Consider the following 21,869-nt stretch of genomic DNA (forward strand, 5'->3'; position numbering starts at 1 on the left):
CGCCGCCTCCCTCGTCAGTTGACAGCGGTCACTTATGGCAGATGGCGCACGAGCCATTGCCCTCATCTACCCCGTAGATGTCGTCGATGTCGTCCGGGCTGGCCTTCACAGGCCGCAGCGGATTGATTGGAATGGCTTTGCGCATGCGGGCACGGCGGATCTCGTATTCCGTTTCGATTGCCGTCACACGCTCCGGCTTCTCCATGTCGGAGAGCGATTCGCCCTTCGACCAGGTGAAAGGCGAGCCGTGCTCCAAGGCGTCTTTCTCCAGGGCTTTGGCGTCTTCATAGGCTTTTGGGTGCCGCTCTCGGAGGCGAACCCACTCGATCTTCTGCTGAAAAAAGCAGAACGTGCAGCCACTGCGCGAGCGCCATTCGTAGTACTTGGGATATCCGACGCCCGAGTTCTCCAAGATGTCGATCACGCCGACCTTGTCGATGCCCGCTTCGCGAAAGGGGAGCCTCACAAACAAGTTGTCCGCCTTGGCCGAGTAACCCTCCCGATAGTCTTCATCGGCACGGATGGCCACATACGACGTGACCTTGTCGCCTGCTGCGAGCATGGGCCTCACCCAGTTCTCGAAGGGGGCGAGCTTCAACTTCCGGGTGCACCAACGCGTGTTGGGGTTGGGCAGGAAGTGGTTGTATTGGCGCAGCCAGAAGCCGAAATCGCGGTCTGGATTTAACCGCAAGATGGTCTTGCCCAGCTTGCCTTCGAGCTTTCCGAGGAACTCGTACACCTCGGGCAACTCTTCGCCGGTATCAGTGTAGAAGTATTCGATGTTGAGCTCGGGATGGTGCTCGCGCATGTAGACGGCCAGCGCCGCGCTGTCCTTGCCGCCGGAGATCCCCAGAACGTGCCGCTCAGCCATTGGCTGCCTCCTTGTCCATAGACGCCAGCTTCATCCCGGCCTTGGCCAGGATCGCCAGCAATACGTTAGTCCCCAACCCTTTGCCTTCCAGCATCGAGGCGACCTCGTGGGCCTTGGTCTCCACCGTTTGCCGATGGCGGTCAGAAATCGCGAACGAGCGCGAAATGGTCTTTGTGTCTGAGCCCGCGCCGATAACAATGGCGATGGCTTCGCTGTGGGCCTTGCGGCCTTGCACGGCGACGAATGCCTCTGCCTCGCGGAAGCGCCGGGCGAACTTGGCCAACTCCAAGATCGCCGCATCGATATGCCGATCAACCCAGTCGCGCGGGGGTTTCTCGGCCGCCAAGCTCAGGATGCCTTCCAGCGAAGCCCGTGAGCCATCGAAGCTTGCAAGGCGGGTGGCGAAGCCATCCATTTGAAGATCGCCCGAGATGCCCGAGACAGACTGCGCCCGCTCGCGCAGGGCTTCCAGGTCGTCCAGGCTCGCGTCGAGGGAGGCAAGCATCTTGGCTTCGACCTCGGCGAGCATCTTGCTGTAGGCGCCAGCGAGCTCCTGCAGCGGCGCGCGCAAGGCCTTCACATAGGCCTTGCCGTCGGCCGCGCCCAGCAGCGAGGCCAGGTCGACGAACAGGACCTTGTGCGGGTCGCTGGCTTTGAGGAGCATGTCCCGCATGTCCTTTGCCATCTGGCCCAGCCGCGAAGTCCGCCGAGCCCATTCGGGCAGGTTGAAGACCATCGCCACTAAGCCACGGGCAGCCTCAAGTGGATCGGCCGCCCCGGCGTTCTCGCCGATCTCGGTCAGGAGTTTCGAGATGCCTTCGAGGATCCGGCTCTTGTCCTCGTCGATAGCCACCCATCGAAGCGAGAAGCGGTCGGGGTCTTGCAGGCACTCGTCGATGTCGAAGTCGGTGAGCCGAGGCACGAACATTCCGTCCTTGTAGACGGCGATGTTGGCTTTGTGAGCGAGCAGGAACGCTGTGAGGATTACCGGCTGGATGCCCAGCTTCATGCCGAAGGGCGGGGCACTCCACAGTGCGTAAATCTCATGGGCGCCCACTCGGGCGTTGGCGTCTGAGAAGAGTGCACGCGTCGCATCCCATAGCGGTGCGAAGCCTTCGGCGAATCCATCGCCAGGCGGTATGCAGCGCCAGGCTCCGGAGGCGTCCTGGCGGTGGAGTTCCGTGATTCGCAGCATCGTCTCGTAGAGACCGCGCTCGGCCGGGAAGCCTTCGAAGCCCAAGGCCTCTTGGCCTTCGGCGTTGATCATCGCGTGCAGCAGGTCGCGCCGCGCCTTCACGCTGTTGCTCGACACGCTGTCGCGGTTGACGAGTTCGCTCCACACCGGCGGCGAGGCGGTGAATAGCTCTTCGGCAAGAGTAGACGCCACAGGGGAGAGCTTCGAGCCAGGCTCAACAACTTGATCGCTTCCATCGTGCCACTTCGCGAGCGACACGGCGGCCTGGAGCTGGTCTTCGAGGTCGGCCCGGGTCGCGGCCAAGCGTGCGTAGACCTCGCGACGTGCGACGGCATCGCCCGAGAGCTCATGGCGATCCTTGACTTGCTCCAAAGCCACCAACTCGGCGGAGAGCTGCGCGATGCGGGCGTGATTGGTGGGAATGCCCACCAGCACCGGCCAAGGTTGAAGCTTTGAGCAGGCCTGCGCGCGCACGCGCGCTGCCCTCGGGCTCATGCCTTTGCTCGGCAGCGCGAGGATGAAGGTCCCGAACTCGCCCTTCTTTGGTCGGAAGTCGGCGGCGATCTTCTCAGCCTGCTCGATGCTGCATAGCGAGAGCTCCATCCAGCGCATGGAGCCTGTCTCGTGATAGTGCCGCTTGGCCACCACGGGATGCAGTCCCATGAGCTGGGCGAGACGCGCATAGTCGATGCCAGGCGAGGCAGCCAGAGCCTGAGCGATGGCCGCGTCGATGTCGAAGTCACTGCCTTCGAAAACCGACCAGGCGCCGGTGTAGCTCTTGAAAAGGGCGACTTTCAGTCCTGCGAGCTTTTGCAGCGCGGCGTCGAGGTCATCGCGCGTTTTGTCGTAGAAGAGAGCGCCGATCACGGCGGAATCGGCGGCCAGGCCCGAACCGTTGCGGAAGAGGTCGATGACTGCGATGTTCTTGATCAGCGACACCAACAAGGCATCGCCGGTCTTGGCCTCGGCCCGCTCTACCGCTTCGACAGCTTGCGACCAGCGATGCCCATCGGGCGAGGCGAGGATCGCCGGCTCCAGGTTCGAGCGCAGGTAATCCCAGTAGTCGCTCGGGCGATACCAACTCGCCTCGCTTTTAAGGGTCAAGTTCAGGTAGGAGCGGAAGCCGTGCGGTTCCACCGATGACAGAAAGCCGAAGGTGCTGCGCTCGTTCTGTCCGAATTGCCGCTTGGAGATCGGCCCCAGTAGCGCGGCCATGGCCGGATGCAGTGGCCAGCAACTCTCCAAGGCTTTTGCGAAACTCTGACCAACCGCGGGCCGGCGTGAGCGGATCGCTTCGGCGATTGCTTCGGACGCATCGCGCATCCATGGCGGGCGTTCCTTTGCTTCGATCGCGCGGCCGATGAGCTCGACGACCTCATCGCTCGCCGCCACGAACGGCAAGTCGATATAGCGGCCTTGGATCTTGGCCCAATCGTCTCGGGTGTCGATTCCAAGGCGCGCCGAATACTGCGCGAAGGACTGATGCAACACGCCAATGACCACCAGGCGGCCTTCGGAGCGCGCGGCGGCCTCAGCGAGCTCTTGGAAAAAGTAGACGTCGTCCCCGGAGCCGAGGGCGGATGCCTCCAAAAACTTGCCCATCTCGTCGATGAGAACCAGCGCACCGTCCTGCGGGCGGCTCGTGGCCTCTTCTAGTAGTTCGGCGATCAGGCTTTGGGCGGTGGCTTTGCTGCGGCCATCGACGGTCTTGCCTTGTGCGCGACGAAGCGCTGCGTGAAGCTCCGTCACGACGCTTCCGCGCCGCCCCACAGCCGGGACAATAAGCCATCCTTTGCGGACGGGGAACGCTTTGTCAAAGGCGGGCTTGGAATCCAAGCGCAAAGCTTCGCGCGCTTTGGCACGGAGGTTCTTGTCGGCGTGCAGAGCGCTCGCCAAGGCAACAGCCAGTGAGCTCTTGCCGCCGCCAAACGGGCCGGTCCAGGTGAAGCAGCGTTGATTCGTTCCCGAGAGCTGTTTGCACATGCCATCGACAACGGCGGCCGCGGTCGCGTGGCAGATGTAGCCAGAGAGTGCGTCGGCACGGCCGATGTCGGCGTCGACGCGAATGGAACGCTGGTACTGGCGCGCAATCTGGACGATGTCCGAAAGTGCCTGTTGCGTCTTCTCAGTCATAGGCGCGTCTGATCATGTTTTTGATGTCTTCCTTAGACAAGGCCTTACGGTGGACCTGCCTCAGGCCGGCGGTGTCGGTCCACTCGAGCTTTCGGCCAGTGAAATCGGAAAGAGCGATCAGTCGTTGGGCGATCGATTCCTCATCGAGCTTGAAGACGCGACCAGGCGATCCTTCGGCATAGGCTACCGTCTCGAAGGCCAACGAGCTTTGGCCGTCTGCTTTGCGATTCCAGAAATCGACTAAGGCATAGGCGAATACGCCGTCGTGCAGTGAAGCCTTTGGGCCGCGGCGGAAGGCGTATTGGCCCTTGTGGACTTCCTGTAGCAAGCCCAATTCGCCCAACAACGGCTCGGCGAAGTCCTCAGGAGATCCGCCGGCCGTGCGCGGTGCGTAGCTACGAAGACACGTCTCCAAGTCGCGCGAGATCGTCGAGGTCGAAAGGCGATGCTTCGGATCTAGCGTGCGAGCGTAGCGAGCCAAGGGCTCTTCGAGCTCTTGGCGCGTAAAGGTTGGTGCTGTCACGTGGTTAAACAGCCAATGCCACGTCGTCGAACGAAAGCAGCGGCCGGCGAGTTGCCAATGCGAGAGCCACGCCGTCGACGGACTCTCGGCATAGGGGTCGAGTCCACCATCTTGCAGGATCTCACTGGCAATGCCGCCAATGCGAAATCCGGCGTCGACTTCACGCATGACGCCACATGCCAAAGCCCAATGCCGGATCGATGCAACCATGTTCTTGCCCACACCAAAGTCAGCGATAGCAGTCTCGCTGATGAATGTGGACTTGCGGATCAAGTCTCGTTCGCTCGCTTGGTCGAAGGCCTTCTTGAGCCACATTTGACGCAGAGGGAAGGTCTCATGACCCGAAAAGTGAGCCGGTATCTCCCCCTTCTCTGCCTTGCGCTTAGGAGACGTAGTTGCCATTCAGTTCAATTTGTTGGTCTAGGGTCGGCGGACTGGAGGATGCCACCAGTTGAGTGTAGTCGCCATCACTGTAAGAAACAACAGTTCGAGTGGAGAGGGGCACGCCCTTGGGCTTCTCTCTGGCTCGTAACCCCGTGTATTTCCGAGGCGAAGACCTAATTAAAAGCGGCCGAGCCAACTCAACTATCGGTCGTGGAAGCACGTCATCCTAGCTAACGGGTCCAAGTCCCCAGAGCGAATTCGCGCCGAGTCGAACGTCTCAAGGAGCGACGGCACTGCAAAGCATCACGCATCACGCATCACGCATCACGCATCACGCATCACATCCTATTCGCAGCGGAGAATCTGTGCGGAAACGGCAAAGTGTTGATTTCCATGGAATGCTGCCCCTCCCCCGCGTTCACACTGGACTGCAAGAATAAAGCCGCTGCCCAGACGAGCAGCGGCTTTATGTGGGCTTTTATGTGGGACAGAATTGGAAAACCAATCTAAGCTGTTGATTTTCCTAGGGAATCGGCGGAGAGTGTGAGATTCGAACTCACGGACGCTTTCACGTCGGCAGTTTTCAAGACTGCTGGTTTAAACCACTCACCCAACTCTCCGGAACCGTCGATTTTATGCCGACAGCGTTGCCCTACGCTTCATCGGGCAGGAACATCGCCTGCAGATCGCTCAGAAAATCCAGCCCTCGCTCGGTCGGCCACACGCGGAACAGGTCGCGCGCCACAAGCCCCTTGCGCTCGGCTTCTTCCAATCCACGCTGGATCGACGTCATCGCCAGCCCCGTGCGTTCGCTGAACTGCGGCAGCGTGAAGCCCTCCTTCAGCCGCAGCGCATTGAGCATGAATTCGAACGGCAGATCGGCCAGCGCCACCTCGTCGCTCTGCGACACGGCGGCGCCCGCGCGTGCGTTCTCCATGTACAGGCGTGGTTCGCGAAAGCGCACCTGGCGCACGATGCGGTGCGCAAAGCTCAGCTTGCTGTGCGCGCCGGCGCCAATGCCGAGGTAGTCGCCGAATTGCCAGTAGTTGAGGTTGTGCGCGCACTGGTGCCCATCGCGCGCATAGGCCGACACCTCGTAGCGCGACATGCCGGCCGCAGTGGTGCGCTCGGTGATGCGGTCGAGCATGGCGTAGGCGATGTCGTCCTCGGGCAGGGTCGGCGGGAACTTGGCGAACCAGGTGTTGGGTTCGATGGTCAGGTGGTACACCGACAGGTGCGGCGGCGCGAGCGCCAGCGCCTGCGACAGATCAGCGTCCAGGCCCTCGAGCGTCTGGCCCGGCAGCGCGTACATCAGGTCGAGGTTGAAGGTGTCGAAGGTGCTCGCAGCCTCTTCGAGCGCGGCAATGGCCTGGGCGCGATCGTGCACACGGCCCAGCGCCTTCAGGTGCTCGTCGTTGAAGCTCTGCACGCCCACCGACAGGCGCGTGACGCCGGCCGCGCGGTAGGCCCGGAAGCGATTGCGCTCGAAGGTGCCGGGGTTGGCTTCGAGCGTGATCTCGCAATCGGGCGTGAGCTTCAGGCGCGCACGCACATCGCCGAGCAGGCGGTCGATGGCTTGCGGCGAAAACAGGCTCGGCGTCCCGCCGCCGATGAAGATGGTGTGGACGGTGCGGCCCCAGATGAGCGGCAGCGCGGCATCGAGGTCGGCCACCAACGAATCGATGTACGCCTGCTCGGGAATGCCGTCGATCTCCGCTTCGCTCGCGGCGCGCCATTCGTGCGAGTTGAAGTCGCAGTACGGGCACTTGCGCAGGCACCACGGCAGGTGGATGTAGAGCGACAGCGGCGGCAGCGCGCTGAGCTGCAGCGGACCGGGCCGCATCCAATGCAGCACGTCGTTGGCCTGCGGCGCTCCCGTGGACTGCGCCGGCTGGATCGGGAAGATGGTGGCCATTACAGCCAGCGCTCGCGCATCAGCGCCAACATGGCCTGCGCCGCGCGGCCGCGGTGGCTGTGGGCGTTCTTGACCTCGGGCGGCAGTTGGGCAAAGGTCTTGCCGAAGGCCGGCAGGTACATGACGGGGTCGAAACCGAAGCCGTTGTCGCCAACGGGCGCGGGCGCGATCTCGCCGACGACGCGGCCGATGGCGATGAGCGGCTCGGGGTCGTCGTGGCTGCGCAACGCGACCAGCGTGCTCACGAGCGCGGCGCGGCGGTTGGCCACGCCGTCGAGTTGCTCGAGCAGCGCCTTCACATTGTTGGCATCGCCCTTGGGGTAGCCGAATTGCGTGGCGTAGTAGGCGGTGTCGACGCCCGGCAGGCCGCCGAAGGCATCGACGCAAAGGCCCGCGTCATCGGCGATGGCGGGCAGGCCAGTGGCGGCGCTGGCGTGGCGGGCCTTGGCCAGCGCGTTCTCCACGAAGGTGCGGAAAGGTTCTTCAGCCTCACCCACGCCCAGCGCCGACTGCGGCACCAGGGTAACGGCCAGCCCTGCAAACAGTTGCTGGAGTTCGGCGAGCTTGCCTGCGTTGTTGGAAGCCAGAACCAGTTTCATGAGTCAGTTCGAGAGCAGTGCCTGCTTCTGCAAGGTCACGAGTTCGCCGATGCCCTTCTCGGCAAGGCCGAGCAGGATGTTCATTTCTTCGCGCGTGAAGGCCACGCCTTCGGCCGTGCCCTGCACTTCGACGAAGTGGCCGGCGCCGGTCATGACGACGTTCATGTCGGTGTCGCAGGCCGAGTCTTCGGTGTATTCGAGGTCGAGCAACGGCGTGCCGCCGACGATGCCCACCGAGATGGCGGCCACGTGCCCCTTGATGGGCGATGCCTCGATAGCGCCGCTGGCCACCAGCTTGCTGACCGCGTCCTGCGCCGCCACGAAGGCGCCGGTGATGGCGGCGGTGCGGGTGCCGCCGTCGGCCTGCAGCACGTCGCAGTCGAGGTGGATGGTGCGCTCGCCGAGCACGGCAAGGTCGAACACGGCGCGCATCGAGCGGCCGATGAGGCGCTGGATTTCCTGCGTGCGGCCGGTCTGCTTGCCCTTGGCCGCCTCGCGGCTGCTGCGGGTGTGCGTGGCGCGCGGCAGCATGCCGTATTCGGCAGTGACCCAGCCTTCGCCGCTGCCCTTCTTGTGCGGCGGCACCTTCTCTTCGACGGAGGCCGTGCACAGCACGCGGGTCTGGCCGAACTCGATCAGCACCGAGCCTTCGGCATGGATGGTGAAGCCACGGGTGATGCGCACCGGTCGCAATTGATCGGCGGCGCGGCCGCCGCTTCGCGTGAAAGCAGTCATTTGTTCGGGAATTGGAAAGAAAAAAGAAAAGCCGCGCGCGCTCAGGTCTTGCGTGCGGCGGAACGGCGAATGGCCTCGTTGATCTCGGCGATGGAGCGCTCGATGGCGTCTTCGTCGAGGTCGTCGATCTCGTTGTCCGACGCCGGCATGCCGGCCTGGATGGTCGAGGCGAACACGCCGTCTTCGATGGTCTCGGTGGACACGCCGCTGCGGTCGTCCGCGCTGTCGGGCATTTCCCATTCGAGCGCAATGAGCGTGACGTTGTCGCTGTGGGCACCGCCCTTGCGCAGGGCCATCTCGGCGAGGTCGGGAGCCGCATCGGACACGGGCTTGCCCGAGGAGAGTGTGTGCACGATCAATTCGTCGTCGAGCACGCCCCAGACACCGTCGGAGCACAGCATGATGCGGTCGCCGCGCTGCAGCTGCAGCGGCGCCGCAATGTCGAACAGCGGCGTGGTCGGCGAGCCGAGGCATGTCAGCAGCAGGTTGCGGTTGACGGGCATGTCCGAGCTGTGCGGCTTGGGGCGTTCGGCGTGCGAGTGGTCGCGCGTGCGCACCAGCAGGCGGCCGTCGCGCACGACGTACAGGCGCGAATCGCCGCAGTGCATCCATGTCGCGGTGGTGCCCTGGAGCACGGCCGCGACAACGGTGGTGCGCGGCGTGTCGAGCATGGCCTTGTGGCTCGCGTAGCGCATGATCTGCTGGTGCGCGGCCATGGCCGATTCGGCCAGGAAGGCCTTCACGTCCTTCACGGTCGGGCGGGCCTCGCGCTGGTAGAGCGCAGCGATGGTCTGCAGCGCCAGCTGCGCCGCGACCTCGCCTTCCGGATGGCCGCCCATGCCGTCGGCCAGCACGAACAGCCCCGATTCCCGCGTGTAGCAATAGCCCATGCGGTCTTCGTTCTTGAGACGCCCGCCCTTGCGGCTGACCTGGAAGACGGAGAATTTCATGATGTCATGCGGGGCGCGTGGTGGGCGCAGCAGCCTTGGGCAGGCTCTTCTTGTCGAAAGAGCGGATGTTGTCGATCGACAGGCGCACTTTCTCGCCCACCGTGAGCTTGGTGTAGCGGCGCTCGCCTTCGCGGCTCAACTCCTTCTGCAGCGCGAAGACCGATTGCGGGCGCGACAGCGGGTCGAGCGACATGCACCATTCGACCACCTCGATCAGGTTGTCGGAGTACACGCCGCGCAGGCGCGACAGCGACAGGCTGAGCCGGTCTTTCTCGATTCGCCGCGGCGCATCGTTGGGCGGATAGCCCTGCATGCAGGCGTAGATGCAGGCGCCGATGGCGTAGATGTCGGTCCAGGGGCCCATCGACGAGTCGCGCCGGTACATCTCGGGGGCCGCGAAGCCGGGGGTGTACATGGGGCGGATGAAGATGCCTTCCTTGCTGAGCACTTCGCGCGCGGCGCCGAAATCGATCAGCACGGCGCGGTCGTCGTCGGTGACGAAGATGTTGGCCGGCTTGATGTCCAGGTGCAGCATCTTGTACTGGTGGACGATGCGCAGGCCGCGCAGGATCTCGTCGAACAGCGAGCGGATGGTCGACTCGCGGAACACCTTCTGCTTTTTCAGGTCTCGCGCGGTGACCACGAAATCCTGCAGGGTCGCGCCCTCCAGGTAGTTCATGACCATGTAGACGGTCTCGTTCTCGCGGAAGAAGTTGAGCACGCTGACCACCGAGGCGTGCGAGATCTGCGCGAGCGAGCGGCCCTCCTCGAAGAAGCTCTTGAGCCCCAACCTGTAGAGCGACAATTTCTCGGGCGGCACTTGCGGCGCGAGCTCGCCGGGGCCTCGGGTGGCGAGCGACGACGGCAGGTATTCCTTGATGGCCACCTGCTGTCCGCTGGGGTCGATGGCGAGATAGACGACACCGAAACCACCTGCGGAAAGCCGGCGTACAACGCGGTAACCACCAATGACCGTATCGGGCAACAGGGGCGTAGGCTTGACCTTTGACATAATCCGGGAGTTTCGCCCGAAGGCGATGGTGCGGCAAGCGAACGCCGTGCCGACGCCTCGGTGCATGCAAGCAAAACCACAGTGAGGCGCAATGCCAGTTTACAGCATGACCGGCTACGCCAGCGGCCAGAACGGGTCCGCAGGCAGCCACTCCGAAGCCGATGCACGGCCTTCCGCCGGGGGCCGGCTCGGGGTCGAAATCCGCTCGGTCAACAGCCGCTTCCTCGATCTCACCTTCAAGTTGCCCGAGGAGCTGCGCCAGCATGAGACCGCGCTGCGCGAGCTGCTCACGGGCAAGCTCAAGCGCGGCAAGGTCGAGGTGCGCGCCGCCATCGAAAACACGGCCCAGGCCGGCGTGGTCGAGCCCTCCGTCAAGCTGCTCCAGCGGCTCAACGGGGTGCAGGACAGCATCAAGGCCTGGCTGCCCGCCGCGCGCGACCTGAGCGTGGCCGACGTGCTGCGCCTGGCCGGCGGTGACAGCGCCGCCCGCGGCGACTGGGGGCCCGACCTGATCGAGGTCGCCGGCAAGGCCCTCGAAGGCCTGATGTCGGCCCGCCAGCGCGAAGGCGCCCGGCTGGCGAAGATGCTCGAAGCCCACCTGGCCCAACTGCGCACCCTGGTGCAGCAGGCCGGTCCGCTGGTGCCGCAGCTGGTCGAACAGCAGCGCACCCGCTTCCTGGAGCGCTGGCAGGAGGCCATGGGCCTGACCGCCGGCACGGGCGGTACGCTGCCCGAGGCGGCCCAGGACCGCGCGCTGACCGAGGCCACCGCCTTTGCGATCCGCATCGACGTGGCCGAGGAGCTCACGCGGCTGAATTCACACCTCGACGAGATCGAGCGGCTGCTCAAGAAGGGCGGCGAGATCGGCAAGCGCCTCGACTTCCTGATCCAGGAGCTGCACCGCGAGGCCAATACCCTGGGCTCGAAGTCGGCGGCGCTGGAACTCACGCGCATCGGCGTGGACATGAAGGTACTGATCGAGCAGATGCGCGAGCAGGTGCAGAACATCGAATGACGACGAGCGACAGAATGGACTACCCCGGCAACATCTTCGTGGTGGCGGCGCCCAGCGGCGCCGGCAAATCGAGCCTGGTCAAGGCGCTCATGGAACTCGACTCGGCCGTGCAGCCTTCGGTGTCGCACACGACCCGGTCGCCGCGCGGACAGGAAAAGCATGGCCGCGAGTACTTTTTTGCGTCACCGACGGAGTTCGACGCAATGATCGCGGCCGACGGCTTCGTGGAGTGGGCACATGTGCACGGCCACCGCTATGGCACCTCCAAGAAGGCCATTGAGGAGCGGATCGCCCAGGGCGCGGACGTCATCCTCGAAATCGACTTCCAGGGCGCCCTGCAGATCCGCAAGACCTTTGCCAACGCGGTGATGATCTTCATCCTGCCCCCCAGCTGGGAGGAACTGCGCTCCCGGCTCGAACGGCGCGGCGAAGACAGCGCCTCGGTCATCGAATTGCGCCTGAAGAACGCCGCCGAAGAGATGGCCCGGGCGGGGGAATTCGACTTCGTTATAATCAACGAGTTATTTGAGCGCGCACTTTTCGATCTCAAGGCGATCGTCCACGCTCAGCGGCTCCGGTATTCCGCACAGCGCCGTGCCCGTGCCGACACATTCGCCGCACTGAACATCCCCTGATATCCGAGTTCACCGCTCCCAGACCGAAAGATTCTCATCATGGCCCGCATCACCGTCGAAGATTGCCTCGTCAATATTCCGAACCGTTTCCAGCTCGTCCTGGCCGCCACCTACCGTGCGCGCATGCTGAGCCAGGGCCATGCCCCCAAGATCGAGAGCAAGAACAAGCCCGCCGTGACCGCCCTGCGCGAAATCGCCGAAGGCAAGATCGGCCTCGAAATGCTCAAGAAGGTGCCGGGCTGATCTGACGCAGCCCTGCAACGAAAAGGCACCGCGAAGCGGTGCTTTTTTTATGTCCGGACGCGTCCACAGAGCGGTCACGCTAAAGTGGTAGCCATGAGCGCGGTAGCCAAACATCAGTCCCATGCCCCCAAAGGCACGCCGAAGCCGAGCCCGGCGGCGCTGAACGCGGCCGCCGCGAGCTTCGCGGCATTGACCGCGCGCCTCGACTACCTGAGCCCCGAAGACACCGAACTGGTCCGGCGCGCCTACCGCTTCGCCGACGAAGCCCACCTGGGCCAGCTGCGCAACAGCGGCGAGCCCTACATCACGCACCCGATCGCCGTGGCGGCGCAATGCGCCGAGTGGAAGCTCGATGCGCAGGCGCTGATGGCCGCCCTGCTCCACGACGCCATCGAAGACTGCGGTGTCACCAAGCCCGAACTCATCGAGCGCTTCGGCGCCCCGGTAGCCGAACTGGTCGACGGACTGACCAAGCTCGACAAGCTGCAGTTCAACACCCGCGAGGAAAACCAGGCCGAGTCGTTCCGCAAGATGCTGCTGGCGATGGCGCGCGACGTGCGCGTCATCCTCGTCAAGCTGGCAGACCGTACGCACAACATGCGCACACTGGCCGATGCGCCGCGTGAAAAATGGGGCCGCATCTCGCGCGAGACGCTCGAGATCTACGCGCCCATCGCGCACCGGCTCGGGCTGAACCAGACCTATCGCGAGCTGCAGGAGCTGTCGTTCCGGCATTTGAAACCGTGGCGTTACGCCACGCTGTCGAAGGCCGTCGCCAAGGCGCGCGGCCGTCGGCGCGACCTGATCCAAAAGGTGCAAAAAGAGGTCGAGGCCGCGTTCTCGGCCGCCGGCATGACACTGCGGATCGCAGGACGCGAGAAAACGCTCTATTCGATCTATCGCAAGATGGAAGAAAAACACCTGAGCTTCGCCCAGGTGACCGACATCTACGGCTTCCGCCTGATCGTGCCGAACGTGATCGCCTGCTATACCGGCCTGGGCATCCTGCACCAGATGTACAAGCCGCTGCCGGGCAAGTTCAAGGACCACATTGCGATCGCCAAGCTCAACGGCTACCAGTCGCTGCACACCACGCTGGTAGGCCCGGCCGGCGTCAGCGTGGAATTCCAGCTGCGCACCGAGGCGATGCACGTGGTGGCCGAATCGGGCGTGGCCGCGCACTGGCTGTACAAGGCCGCCGAGCCGAACGCGGCCAGCAATGACCGGCTGGGCACCAAGTGGCTGCAGTCGCTGCTCGACATCCAGGACGAGACGCGCGATGCGGCCGAGTTCTGGGACCACGTCAAGGTCGACCTGTTCCCCGACGCGGTGTACGTGTTCACGCCGAAGAGCCAGATCATGGCGCTGCCCCGCGGCGCCACGGTGGTCGACTTTGCCTATGCCATCCACAGCAACATCGGCGATCACACCTCGGCCGCGCGCATCAACGGCGACCAGGTGCCGCTGCGCACCGAGCTGAAGAACGGCGACGTGGTCGAGGTGATCACGGCGCCCGTGTCGACGCCCAATCCGGCCTGGCTCGGGTTCGTGCGGACCGGCCGGGCGCGCTCCAAGATCCGCCACTACCTGAAGACGCTGGCGCACGCCGAGTCCGAAGGCCTGGGCGAAAAGCTGCTCGCGCAGGCCTTGCGCGCCGAAGGCCTGAGCAAGCTGCCCGAGGAAGACGAAGAGCATCAGGCGCTGTGGGAAAAGCTGCTGCGCTTCACCGGCAACCGCACCCGCTCCGAGCTGCTGACCGACATCGGCCTGGGCAAGCGCATCGCCAGCATCGTCGCGAAGCGGCTGGTGGCGATGCTTTCCGAACTGGGCGAACGGCCCGATGCGCTGCTGTTGAGCCGCGAGCGCTTCATCTCGCACGAAACCGTGTCGCAGGGTGCGGTCACGCTGGATGGCAGCGAGAACTCGTCGGTGCGGTTTGCGCTGTGCTGCCGGCCCATTCCTGGCGACCAGATCGTCGGCTATCTCGGCCATGGAGAAGGGCTGGTGGTGCACACGGAAGACTGCGGCGTCGGCCAGCGGCTGCGCCACAAGGACAGCGAACGCTTCTTCGCGGTCGAGTGGGCGGACGAACCCACGCGTGCCTTCGAGACCGGGGTGGTCATCACCGTGCGCAACGACAAGGGCGTGCTGGCGCGCGTCGCCGCCACACTGGCCGATGCGGAAGCCGACATCACGCACGTGGAAATGGCCGACGAGACCCCGCAGGACTCGACCGACCTGCGCTTCGTGATCGCCGTGCGCGACCGCACGCACCTGGATGCGGTGCTGCGCGCGGCCCGGCGTACCGCGTCGGTGCTGACCGCCTCCAGGACGGTTCCGGCCTCCTGAGGACGGCTACGCCGCCGCTGGGCGTGGCGCCGGATAGCTCACGGACAGAATCTCGACTTCGTGCGCCCCGCCGGGCGTCACGAGCTTCACCACGTCGCCCTCGCGCGACTTGAGCAGTGCCCGCGCAATCGGCGAGATCCAGCTGACCTGCGATTTCGCGCTTTCCGCTTCGTCGATGCCGAGAATGGTGACGCTGCGCTCGTCACCCGTCTCATCGACATAGCGAACTGTCGCGCCGAAGAAAACCTGGTCGCGGCCGTGGTGCACCGAGGGATCGGTGACCTCCGCGATTTCGAGGCGCTTGGTGAGAAAGCGGATGCGGCGGTCGATCTCGCGCAGGCGCTTCTTGCCGTAGAGGTAGTCGCCGTTCTCGGAGCGATCACCGTTCTTGGCCGCCCAATGCACGGTTTCGACGATCTTGGGCCGCTCCTCGTCCATCAGCTGCAGCAGTTCGTCGCGCAGGCGCGCATAGCCTTCGGGCGTGATGTAGTTCTTGCTGCCTGCAGGCAGCGGAGGTGACGCGCCATCGGCACTGTCGTCATCTCCGTCGGAGTCGGTTTCCTTGGTGAATGCCTTGCTCATCGCAAAATCCTCCAAATGAAAAAAGCCCGCAACTTTCGTTGCGGGCTTTTCTTGTAGTGGTGCGGCTGGCAGGAATTGAACCCACGACCCCTTGGTTCGTAGCCAAGTACTCTATCCAACTGAGCTACAGCCGCACAGCTTGCAATTATAGCCCGCTTTTATCGATCTTTCGGACTTCACCGGTCGATCCATCGCGAAGGCACAAAAGAAAAATGCCCGGAAGAAGAATCTTCCGGGCATTTTCAGTGATGGTGCGGCTGGCAGGAATTGAACCCACGACCCCTTGGTTCGTAGCCAAGTACTCTATCCAACTGAGCTACAGCCGCTAAGCCTTCCATTATAGCGTGTTTCGAGGCATTTCCCGAAACAGGCGCGAACAGGTGGCAGCGGGCCCTGATGGGCTCGAGGCAGTCGCTCCGTGGATCGTGCGCCGGAGCCTCCTTGAGCCCCGTAGTTCAGCACCGCCCTTCTGAACGCAGGAAAGCCTGTAACGAGCCGTTCCAGGCGCGACCTATTTCACGATTGCCAAGCCTGGTCTGGGCCAACAGTCAAAGAAGCGGTTCCGCCTGTCGGCCTTTGTCTCCGTGCGCGAGTTGTCTTCTCCAGATCGCGCTTGCGCTTGGCAAAGCATCAGCCAAGGCAGTCGATCCAACGGAAACAACTGAAAGGGACCATTATGAAACTCGGGCTGATCTCACTCGCACTCGCAGCTGGACTCGCCGCAGGCTGTGCAACCGAACAAGGGACTCACACGGCCGTTGGCACCGGTACAGGCGCCGTCGTCGGCGCCGGTGTCGGCAATCTCATCGGGCACGACAAGAAGAGCACGGCGATCGGCGCAGCGGTTGGCGCGGCGGTCGGCGCCGGCGTGGGCTACAACTGGACCAACATCCGCAACAAGCTCAGTGGCCAGACGGCCGGCACCGGCACGCAGATCACCGATCAGCCGGACGGCTCGCTGATGGTCAACATTCCCAGCAATGTCACGTTCGACACCGACAGCGCGACCATCAAGCCTTCGTTCCGCAGCGTGCTCGACGGTGTGGCCCAGACCATTTCGCAGGAGCCCAGGATCAACGCGCGCGTAGTCGGCCATACCGACAGCACCGGCAATCCGGACCACAACATGGCTCTGTCGCAGCGCCGCGCGCAAAGCGTGGCGACCTACCTGGCCGATCGCGGTGTGGCGAACACCCGCCTGACCGCCGAAGGACGAGGCCAGACACAGCCGGTGGCAAGCAATGCCTCCGAAGAAGGCCGCACGCAGAATCGCCGTGTCGAAATCTATTTGAAGCCTGCTGCGCAGTAGGCGATGCAAGGGCGCGCGGGACGGCAGCTCTACTGCTTGATCCATCCCGAGGCGGAGGATCGGCGCCCGGAGCTCCGTCTGCGCCGCCATGCGCTGCGTGAGTTCGGCCGGCGTCGAGGCCTTGGGATCGAAGACCAGGCCGGCCATGCGCGCGAACCTTTGCCGCAGCCAGTGCCTTGTTCGATGACGGGTTGAGCCGGTCGACCGCAGGCTTCTGCGTTCCGGCCGGTGCGAACACGCGTGAGCGGAACTAGCGGCCCGCCCCCAGTTTTTCAAAAGCCGAATCGAGCCGTCCCAATGCGATCGAGACATCCGCCCTGCGCGCGTTGATCCAAGCCTCCTGCTCGGCAACGCGCTTCGTCGACTCCCTCAACATCCGGTCCATCTCTTTCAGCTGCGGACCTCCAGCGGTCTGGCGGTTCTTGACGATAGCGGCAGGGTCGAGCGACGATCGAAACTCCGCCTCGGACATCGGCAGCGCAGTTGCAAACTCGCCTTTCACCGTTTCGGCATAGATGCGTTGTGCTTCCACATAGGGGAAGTCGAGTGGCTTGATGTTCTTGGCTTTGGCGTACTCCACCACTTCTGAAGCGAAGTGGTGCCCGACACGGAAAGGCAGTTTGTACCTGCGCATCAGAACGTCGGCGAGTTCCTGGGAGGCGGTCCAATCGCTGTTGAGCTCCTCCAGTGCCCGCTCCGGATCGACAACCAGCGCCCCGAGGATCTTGTCCCAGTTGCCAAGCACGCCGATGGCACTGCGGATCATCGCGCTGGTAGGCTTGGCGTCCTTCGCATCGCTCATGCCTGCCGGAATATTGTGTGCCAGAAGCGCTGCCCCGATGCCAAGTGTCAAAGTAGTCGATGCGTCGCGGCGAGTGCTGTTGAGCAGGCCCGGATTGCGCTTTTGTGGCATGGCGCTGGACACATAGGTGTTTTCGCCTCCCTCGCGCAGCAAGATCCAGGGACGAGCCTGGGAATATTGCGCCATGACGTCCTCGACAAACATGCCGGCATGCAGGGCGATGGCGCTGACGATGGCACCTGCTTCGACGGGCTCGTCTACGGATGAGACCTGAGATGCGTCATAGGCGTTGTCGACCGTGGCTGCAAAACCCAGGTAATCCGCCATGCGTTTGCGGTTCAGCGGCCAACTGGTGCCGTTGAGCACCGTGGTGCCCATGGACGAGCGGTCGATCCGAACATAGGCCTCGCGGATCCGTTGTGCGTCGCGGTCCAGGCCCGCCGCAATTCCCAGTAGATAGTGGCCATAACTATTGGGCTGGGCGGCCACGCCGTTGGTGTAGTTGGGAACGATGGTGTCCTTGTGTTTGTCCGCCAACTTCACCAGGGTGCCGGTCGTCTTGTTCAGCTGCTCGGCCAAAGCCAGCATGTCGTCGCGCAAGATGGCCGAGCGCAGCGTCGCCAGCATGTCCTGGCTCGAGCGGCCGGCATGCAGCAGAGTGATCTGAGGGCCTACGGCGTCAATCAGCAATGGCTCGAAAGTGATGACGTTCGTTGGGCGCTTGCCCCCCGGCTTGCCCCCATCGACCAACACCTTGGTGATGCCGGAGTAGACCAGCGGCCCCATGGACCGATCCAGCAAACCTTCGTCGATGTTGATGACTGCGGAGGCTTTGTTGATCTCCCCGAGCCAGAAGAACTCGTCACGCGCTGGCCTGGTCTGAGCATGAACTTGCAGTGCGGTGAAAGAAAGCGCCAAGGCTGCCGCGAGGGTACAGATCGAGAATTTCAAGCTTGTCTCCGGTAGTTGAGGTTGTCGCGAGGGCATACGTGAAAACACGCGCGCGTCCATCGGACTGATCGGGCTCTGCATACGCAATCATCGGCATCCATGTTTGCGCGCACGGTAGGCCAGTTGGGGACGCGTGACACCCAGCACGCGCGCCGCCGCGGAGAGGTTTCCCCCGCATTGTTCCAGCGCACGGCGTATCAGCGTCTCCTCCACTTGTCCCAATGAGCCGGAGCCGACGCGGTCCGCCATGGCTTGGCCTGTGGGCACGGACTGCGGCAACAGGACGCCGTCTCCGCCCGCCAAGTGCCCATCCGGTCGTACCGACAGCACGTTCTTGTCCAGCATCTCGCCGCTCGTGAAGAGGTGGTGAACATCGAGCAGGGCGCCCTCGGGAGCGACGATCACGGCGCGCTCGATCAGGTTCTGCAGTTCGCGGATGTTCCCGGGGTAGTCGTAGTTCAGAAGCGCCTTGACGGCGGATTGCGTGAAGCCGGTGACCTTGCGGCCGTGCTTGCGGCCGTAGTGCTGAAGGAAATGGCTCATCAGAAGCGGCACGTCGTCGCGCCGCTCGCGCAGCGGCGGCAAGTGAATGGGAAAGACGTTGAGCCGGAAGAACAGGTCGTCGCGAAACTTGCCCTCGCGCACGGCCTGGCGCAGATCGACGTTGGTGGCCGCGACGACGCGCGTGTCGACCTGGATGCTGCGCGTACCACCCACGCGCTCGACTTCGCCTTCCTGCAGCGTGCGCAGCAGCTTGCCCTGGGCCGCGTAGCTCAGCGTGCCGATCTCGTCCAGGAACAGCGTGCCGCCGTGGGCGCGCTCGAAGCGTCCCGGCCGCGCCGCACCGGCGCCGGTGTAGGCGCCGCGCTCCACGCCGAACAGCTCGGACTCGATCAGCGTCTCCGGAATGGCCGCGCAGTTCACCGCGACGAAGGGCTTGTCGCGCCGCGGACCGATGCTGTGCAGCATGCTGGCGAACTTTTCCTTGCCGACGCCGGACTCGCCGGTGAAAAGCACGGTGGCCGTGGTTGGCGCGACGCGATGCAGCAGGTGGCAGGCCGCGTTGAAAGCCGACGATGCGCCCACCATCGCGTCGTTCTTGCGCGGCGGCGTGGGCAACGCGGCGGCCCGCGGCTCCGCGCCGCCCACGCCGCTGTACTGGGACGCGCCGACGAAGTCACGCGCGCGCAGGTAGCGCATGTCTTCTTCCACATCGTCCCATCGCTCGGCCGATTTGCCGATCACGCGGCATTGGCTCTCGCCCATCGAGCGGCAGGCGACTTCGCGGAACACCACCAGCCGCCCGAACAGCGTGCTGACGTAGCCGGTGGCATAACCCACCTGCATCCAGCAGGCCGGCGAGCCGCCGATGCCGTAGGCCGCGATGTGCTCGTCGTCTTCGATCGAGTGGTGCCAGATGAATTCACCCTCGTAGTCCGAGGTCTCGGGGTCATAGCGCACGTGCACCAGCTCGACCTTCACCAGGCCTTCCAGGGCATGCAGGCGGGTGCCGGCCATGGCGGCGGCGGCCGGTTCGGCGTCGGGCCAATGCTTGCGCACCAGCTGCGCATCGCGCGCGCCGCTGACGTAGCCCGCGCGTGTGAAGAGACCACGGGCGCTCTCCTGGCCCAGGCTGTCGATGAGCTCGCGCCGCAGAGACCCCAGCGCCTCGGTGTGCAGAAGCACCATGCGCTGATCCTGCAGCCAGATGCGGCCATCACCGGGCGAAAAGAACAGGCACTCGCTGATGTCGGCAATCGTCGGATGCTCTTCGCTGCCCACGTGCGAGGCCTCGAAGCGGCTCATTGCACGCGTCGCTTCGGCGCCGTCGAAACGGCCCAGCGCGGCGCCGGTGGCGCGTGCCACGTCGGCCAGTGAGATCCGCTCCGGGAACGGCGAGTTGGCGGTTTTGGTCAATTTTCAGCTCATCGTTTGGTGAAACGAGCGGCCGATTTTTGATCATTTGGTGAAACTGCAGATCAGGGTAAACCAGTTATTTCGAATAACCGGTACAGCCTCGGGAATTCCCCTAATCTCCCAATGAAAACACCATCGCGCGGCGGCGTTGGGCCACCCCGCCGCGGCGCCGCTGGTACGCCCGTTGCGAAAAGAAGGCGGGTGCCGCGGGTATTTCCGCCCGCGGCCAGCCGATCAATTTTTTCGCAAGGGGTGAGTCATGGATGTTTCGCAGAAACCGGCGTTCCTGGACCCGGCAGCCTGGGCCGGCAAGGTGTTCAACGGCGCGTGGGTCGCGTCCGCAGGCGGTGCGCGCGACGTCGTCGAACCGGCCACGGGCCAGGTGATGGCGGCCGTCGGCATCGCCGATGCGCAGGACGTGGGGCTGGCCACAGCCGCCGCGGCGCAAGCGCAGAAAAGCTGGGCGCAGGTTGCGCCGCGCGAGAAGGCCGCGGTGTTCCTGCGGGCCGCGGCCCTGTTCCAGCAGCACTTCGACGAGATGGCGCTCTACGTCGCTCGGGAGACCGGCGCCATCCTGCCCAAGGGACAGCACGAGGTGCGCGAGGCCATCACCCTGTGCCATCTGGCGGCGGCCCTGCCCCTGCAGGCGCAGGGCCAGATCCTGCCGAGCGCGAGCGGCACCACCAGCCTGGCGCGGCGCGTGCCGCGGGGCGTGGTGGGCGTGATCTCGCCCTTCAACTTTCCGCTCATCCTCACCCTTCGAACCGTGGCGCCGGCTCTTGCGGCGGGCAACGGCGTGGTGATCAAGCCCGACTCGCGCACACCGGTGAGCGGCGGCTTCATGATCGCCCGCGTGTTCGAAGAGGCGGGCCTGCCCCCAGGCCTGCTGCAGGTGCTGCCCGGCGACGCCGCCGCCGGTGAAGCGCTGGTGACCGATGCGCGCGTGCCGATGATCGCCTTTACCGGCTCGCCCGCGGTGGGCCGGCGCATCGGTGAACTGGCGGGGCGCCACCTGAAGAAGGTGACGCTGGAGCTGGGTGGCGCCAACTCGCTGATCGTGCTGGAAGACGCCAACCTCGACATCGCGGCCAGCAACGCCGCCTGGGGCGCCTACCTGCACCAGGGGCAGATCTGCATGGCGACCAATCGCATCATCGTGCACGAGAGCATCGCCACCGCCTTCACGCAGCGGCTGGTCGAGAAGGCCCAGCACCTGCCGGTGGGCGACGGCGCCAGCGGCCAAGTGGCCCTGGGGCCGCTGATCGACGCCAAGCAGCGCGACCGGGTGCACGCCATCGTGCAGGACAGCATCGCGGCCGGCGCCCAGTTGCTGGCCGGCGGCAGCAGCGACGGCCTGTTCTACAAACCCACGGTGCTGGCGGGCGTGAAGGCCGGCATGCGCGTGTACGACGAGGAAGTGTTCGGCCCCGTCGCCAACATCATCACCTTCAAGACCGACGACGAGGCCGTGGCCCTGGCCAACAACCACCAGGGCAGCCTGGCCTCGGCGGTGATCTCGCCCTCGATCGGACGTGCCATGGCAATGGCTGCGCAGTTGAACTCCGGCATGGTCCACATCAACGACCAGACCGTCAACGACGAGTGCGTCAACCCCTTCGGCGGCCCCGGCATCGCCGGCAACGGCAGCAGCGTCGGCGGCCCGGCCGACTGGGAGGAATACACCCAGTGGCAGTGGCTGACCATCAAGCAGGCGGCGCACGCCTATCCGTTCTGAATGCCAGCGACCGA

17 protein-coding genes and 3 tRNA genes are annotated in these 21,869 nt (G+C 64.5%); 6 read left to right on the plus strand and 14 right to left on the minus strand.

Annotated elements, in window-relative coordinates; translation table 11 throughout:
- Positions 1 to 28 precede the first annotated feature (28 nt).
- The 9 genes from PMI12_RS19375 to PMI12_RS19415 form a co-directional block, all read right to left on the minus strand.
- Complete coding sequence (locus PMI12_RS19375) at positions 29 to 871, minus strand: phosphoadenosine phosphosulfate reductase domain-containing protein (RefSeq protein WP_007835854.1); 843 nt, start codon at positions 869 to 871, stop codon at positions 29 to 31.
- The gene (locus tag PMI12_RS19380; RefSeq protein WP_007835855.1) at positions 864 to 4,199 is read right to left on the minus strand and encodes a hypothetical protein; all 3,336 of its coding nucleotides are present in this window, start codon (positions 4,197 to 4,199) and stop codon (positions 864 to 866) included. The genes PMI12_RS19375 and PMI12_RS19380 overlap by 8 nt, the downstream gene beginning before the upstream one ends.
- Positions 4,192 to 5,124 (minus strand): DUF4007 family protein, encoded by a 933-nt coding sequence (locus PMI12_RS19385; protein WP_081502679.1) that lies wholly within the window; start codon positions 5,122 to 5,124, stop codon positions 4,192 to 4,194. The genes PMI12_RS19380 and PMI12_RS19385 overlap by 8 nt, the downstream gene beginning before the upstream one ends.
- Positions 5,125 to 5,641: 517 nt before the next feature.
- Positions 5,642 to 5,726 (minus strand) — tRNA-Ser (locus PMI12_RS19390).
- 32 nt (positions 5,727 to 5,758) lie between these two features.
- The gene (gene hemW, locus PMI12_RS19395) at positions 5,759 to 7,021 is read right to left on the minus strand and encodes a radical SAM family heme chaperone HemW (RefSeq protein WP_007835860.1); all 1,263 of its coding nucleotides are present in this window, start codon (positions 7,019 to 7,021) and stop codon (positions 5,759 to 5,761) included.
- Positions 7,021 to 7,620 (minus strand): non-canonical purine NTP pyrophosphatase, encoded by a 600-nt coding sequence (locus PMI12_RS19400; RefSeq protein WP_007835863.1) that lies wholly within the window; start codon positions 7,618 to 7,620, stop codon positions 7,021 to 7,023. Before PMI12_RS19400 ends, hemW begins: the two co-directional genes overlap by 1 nt.
- Before the next feature lie 3 nt (positions 7,621 to 7,623).
- On the minus strand, positions 7,624 to 8,355 hold the full coding sequence (gene rph, locus PMI12_RS19405) for a ribonuclease PH (RefSeq protein WP_007835865.1): 732 nt from the start codon (positions 8,353 to 8,355) through the stop codon (positions 7,624 to 7,626).
- Between the two features lie 41 nt (positions 8,356 to 8,396).
- Positions 8,397 to 9,305: a PP2C family protein-serine/threonine phosphatase gene (locus tag PMI12_RS19410; RefSeq protein ID WP_007835867.1), complete on the minus strand. Its 909-nt coding sequence runs from the start codon at positions 9,303 to 9,305 to the stop codon at positions 8,397 to 8,399.
- A 4-nt stretch (positions 9,306 to 9,309) separates the two neighbouring features.
- Entirely contained in the window at positions 9,310 to 10,317 is a 1,008-nt protein-coding gene (locus PMI12_RS19415) for a serine/threonine protein kinase (RefSeq protein WP_042673779.1), read from the minus strand.
- Between the two features lie 91 nt (positions 10,318 to 10,408).
- Here PMI12_RS19415 and PMI12_RS19420 point away from each other — a divergent pair, with 91 nt between their 5' ends.
- From PMI12_RS19420 to PMI12_RS19435, 4 genes are all read left to right on the plus strand, one after another.
- On the plus strand, positions 10,409 to 11,332 hold the full coding sequence (locus tag PMI12_RS19420; RefSeq protein WP_007835871.1) for a YicC/YloC family endoribonuclease: 924 nt from the start codon (positions 10,409 to 10,411) through the stop codon (positions 11,330 to 11,332).
- 14 nt (positions 11,333 to 11,346) lie between these two features.
- Positions 11,347 to 11,967 (plus strand): guanylate kinase, encoded by a 621-nt coding sequence (gmk, locus tag PMI12_RS19425; protein ID WP_007835873.1) that lies wholly within the window; start codon positions 11,347 to 11,349, stop codon positions 11,965 to 11,967.
- 39 nt (positions 11,968 to 12,006) lie between these two features.
- Positions 12,007 to 12,210: a DNA-directed RNA polymerase subunit omega gene (gene rpoZ / locus PMI12_RS19430; RefSeq protein WP_007835875.1), complete on the plus strand. Its 204-nt coding sequence runs from the start codon at positions 12,007 to 12,009 to the stop codon at positions 12,208 to 12,210.
- 93 nt (positions 12,211 to 12,303) lie between these two features.
- Positions 12,304 to 14,559 (plus strand): RelA/SpoT family protein, encoded by a 2,256-nt coding sequence (locus PMI12_RS19435; protein WP_007835877.1) that lies wholly within the window; start codon positions 12,304 to 12,306, stop codon positions 14,557 to 14,559.
- 6 nt (positions 14,560 to 14,565) lie between these two features.
- Here PMI12_RS19435 and greB read toward each other — a convergent pair whose 3' ends face one another.
- From greB to PMI12_RS19450, 3 genes are all read right to left on the minus strand, one after another.
- A complete protein-coding gene (greB, locus tag PMI12_RS19440) occupies positions 14,566 to 15,141 on the minus strand; it encodes a transcription elongation factor GreB (protein WP_007835879.1) in 576 nt (191 codons plus the stop codon).
- A gap of 57 nt (positions 15,142 to 15,198) precedes the next feature.
- Positions 15,199 to 15,275: transfer RNA gene (locus PMI12_RS19445), tRNA-Arg, on the minus strand.
- A gap of 115 nt (positions 15,276 to 15,390) precedes the next feature.
- A tRNA-Arg gene (locus PMI12_RS19450) sits at positions 15,391 to 15,467 on the minus strand.
- A 350-nt stretch (positions 15,468 to 15,817) separates the two neighbouring features.
- Here PMI12_RS19450 and PMI12_RS19455 point away from each other — a divergent pair.
- Complete coding sequence (locus PMI12_RS19455) at positions 15,818 to 16,450, plus strand: OmpA family protein (protein ID WP_007835881.1); 633 nt, start codon at positions 15,818 to 15,820, stop codon at positions 16,448 to 16,450.
- Between the two features lie 250 nt (positions 16,451 to 16,700).
- On the opposite strand, the gene PMI12_RS19460 is transcribed toward PMI12_RS19455, so the two are convergent.
- Entirely contained in the window at positions 16,701 to 18,203 is a 1,503-nt protein-coding gene (locus PMI12_RS19460) for a lyase family protein (RefSeq protein ID WP_007835883.1), read from the minus strand.
- 87 nt (positions 18,204 to 18,290) lie between these two features.
- Complete coding sequence (locus tag PMI12_RS19465; RefSeq protein ID WP_007835885.1) at positions 18,291 to 20,120, minus strand: sigma-54-dependent Fis family transcriptional regulator; 1,830 nt, start codon at positions 20,118 to 20,120, stop codon at positions 18,291 to 18,293.
- A 259-nt stretch (positions 20,121 to 20,379) separates the two neighbouring features.
- Here PMI12_RS19465 and PMI12_RS19470 point away from each other — a divergent pair, with 259 nt between their 5' ends.
- Positions 20,380 to 21,855 (plus strand): benzaldehyde dehydrogenase, encoded by a 1,476-nt coding sequence (locus tag PMI12_RS19470; RefSeq protein ID WP_007835887.1) that lies wholly within the window; start codon positions 20,380 to 20,382, stop codon positions 21,853 to 21,855.
- The last annotated feature ends 14 nt before the right edge of the window (positions 21,856 to 21,869 follow it).

The sequence above is a fragment of the Variovorax sp. CF313 genome (genome assembly GCF_000282635.1).
Taxonomy (GTDB): domain Bacteria; phylum Pseudomonadota; class Gammaproteobacteria; order Burkholderiales; family Burkholderiaceae_C; genus Variovorax.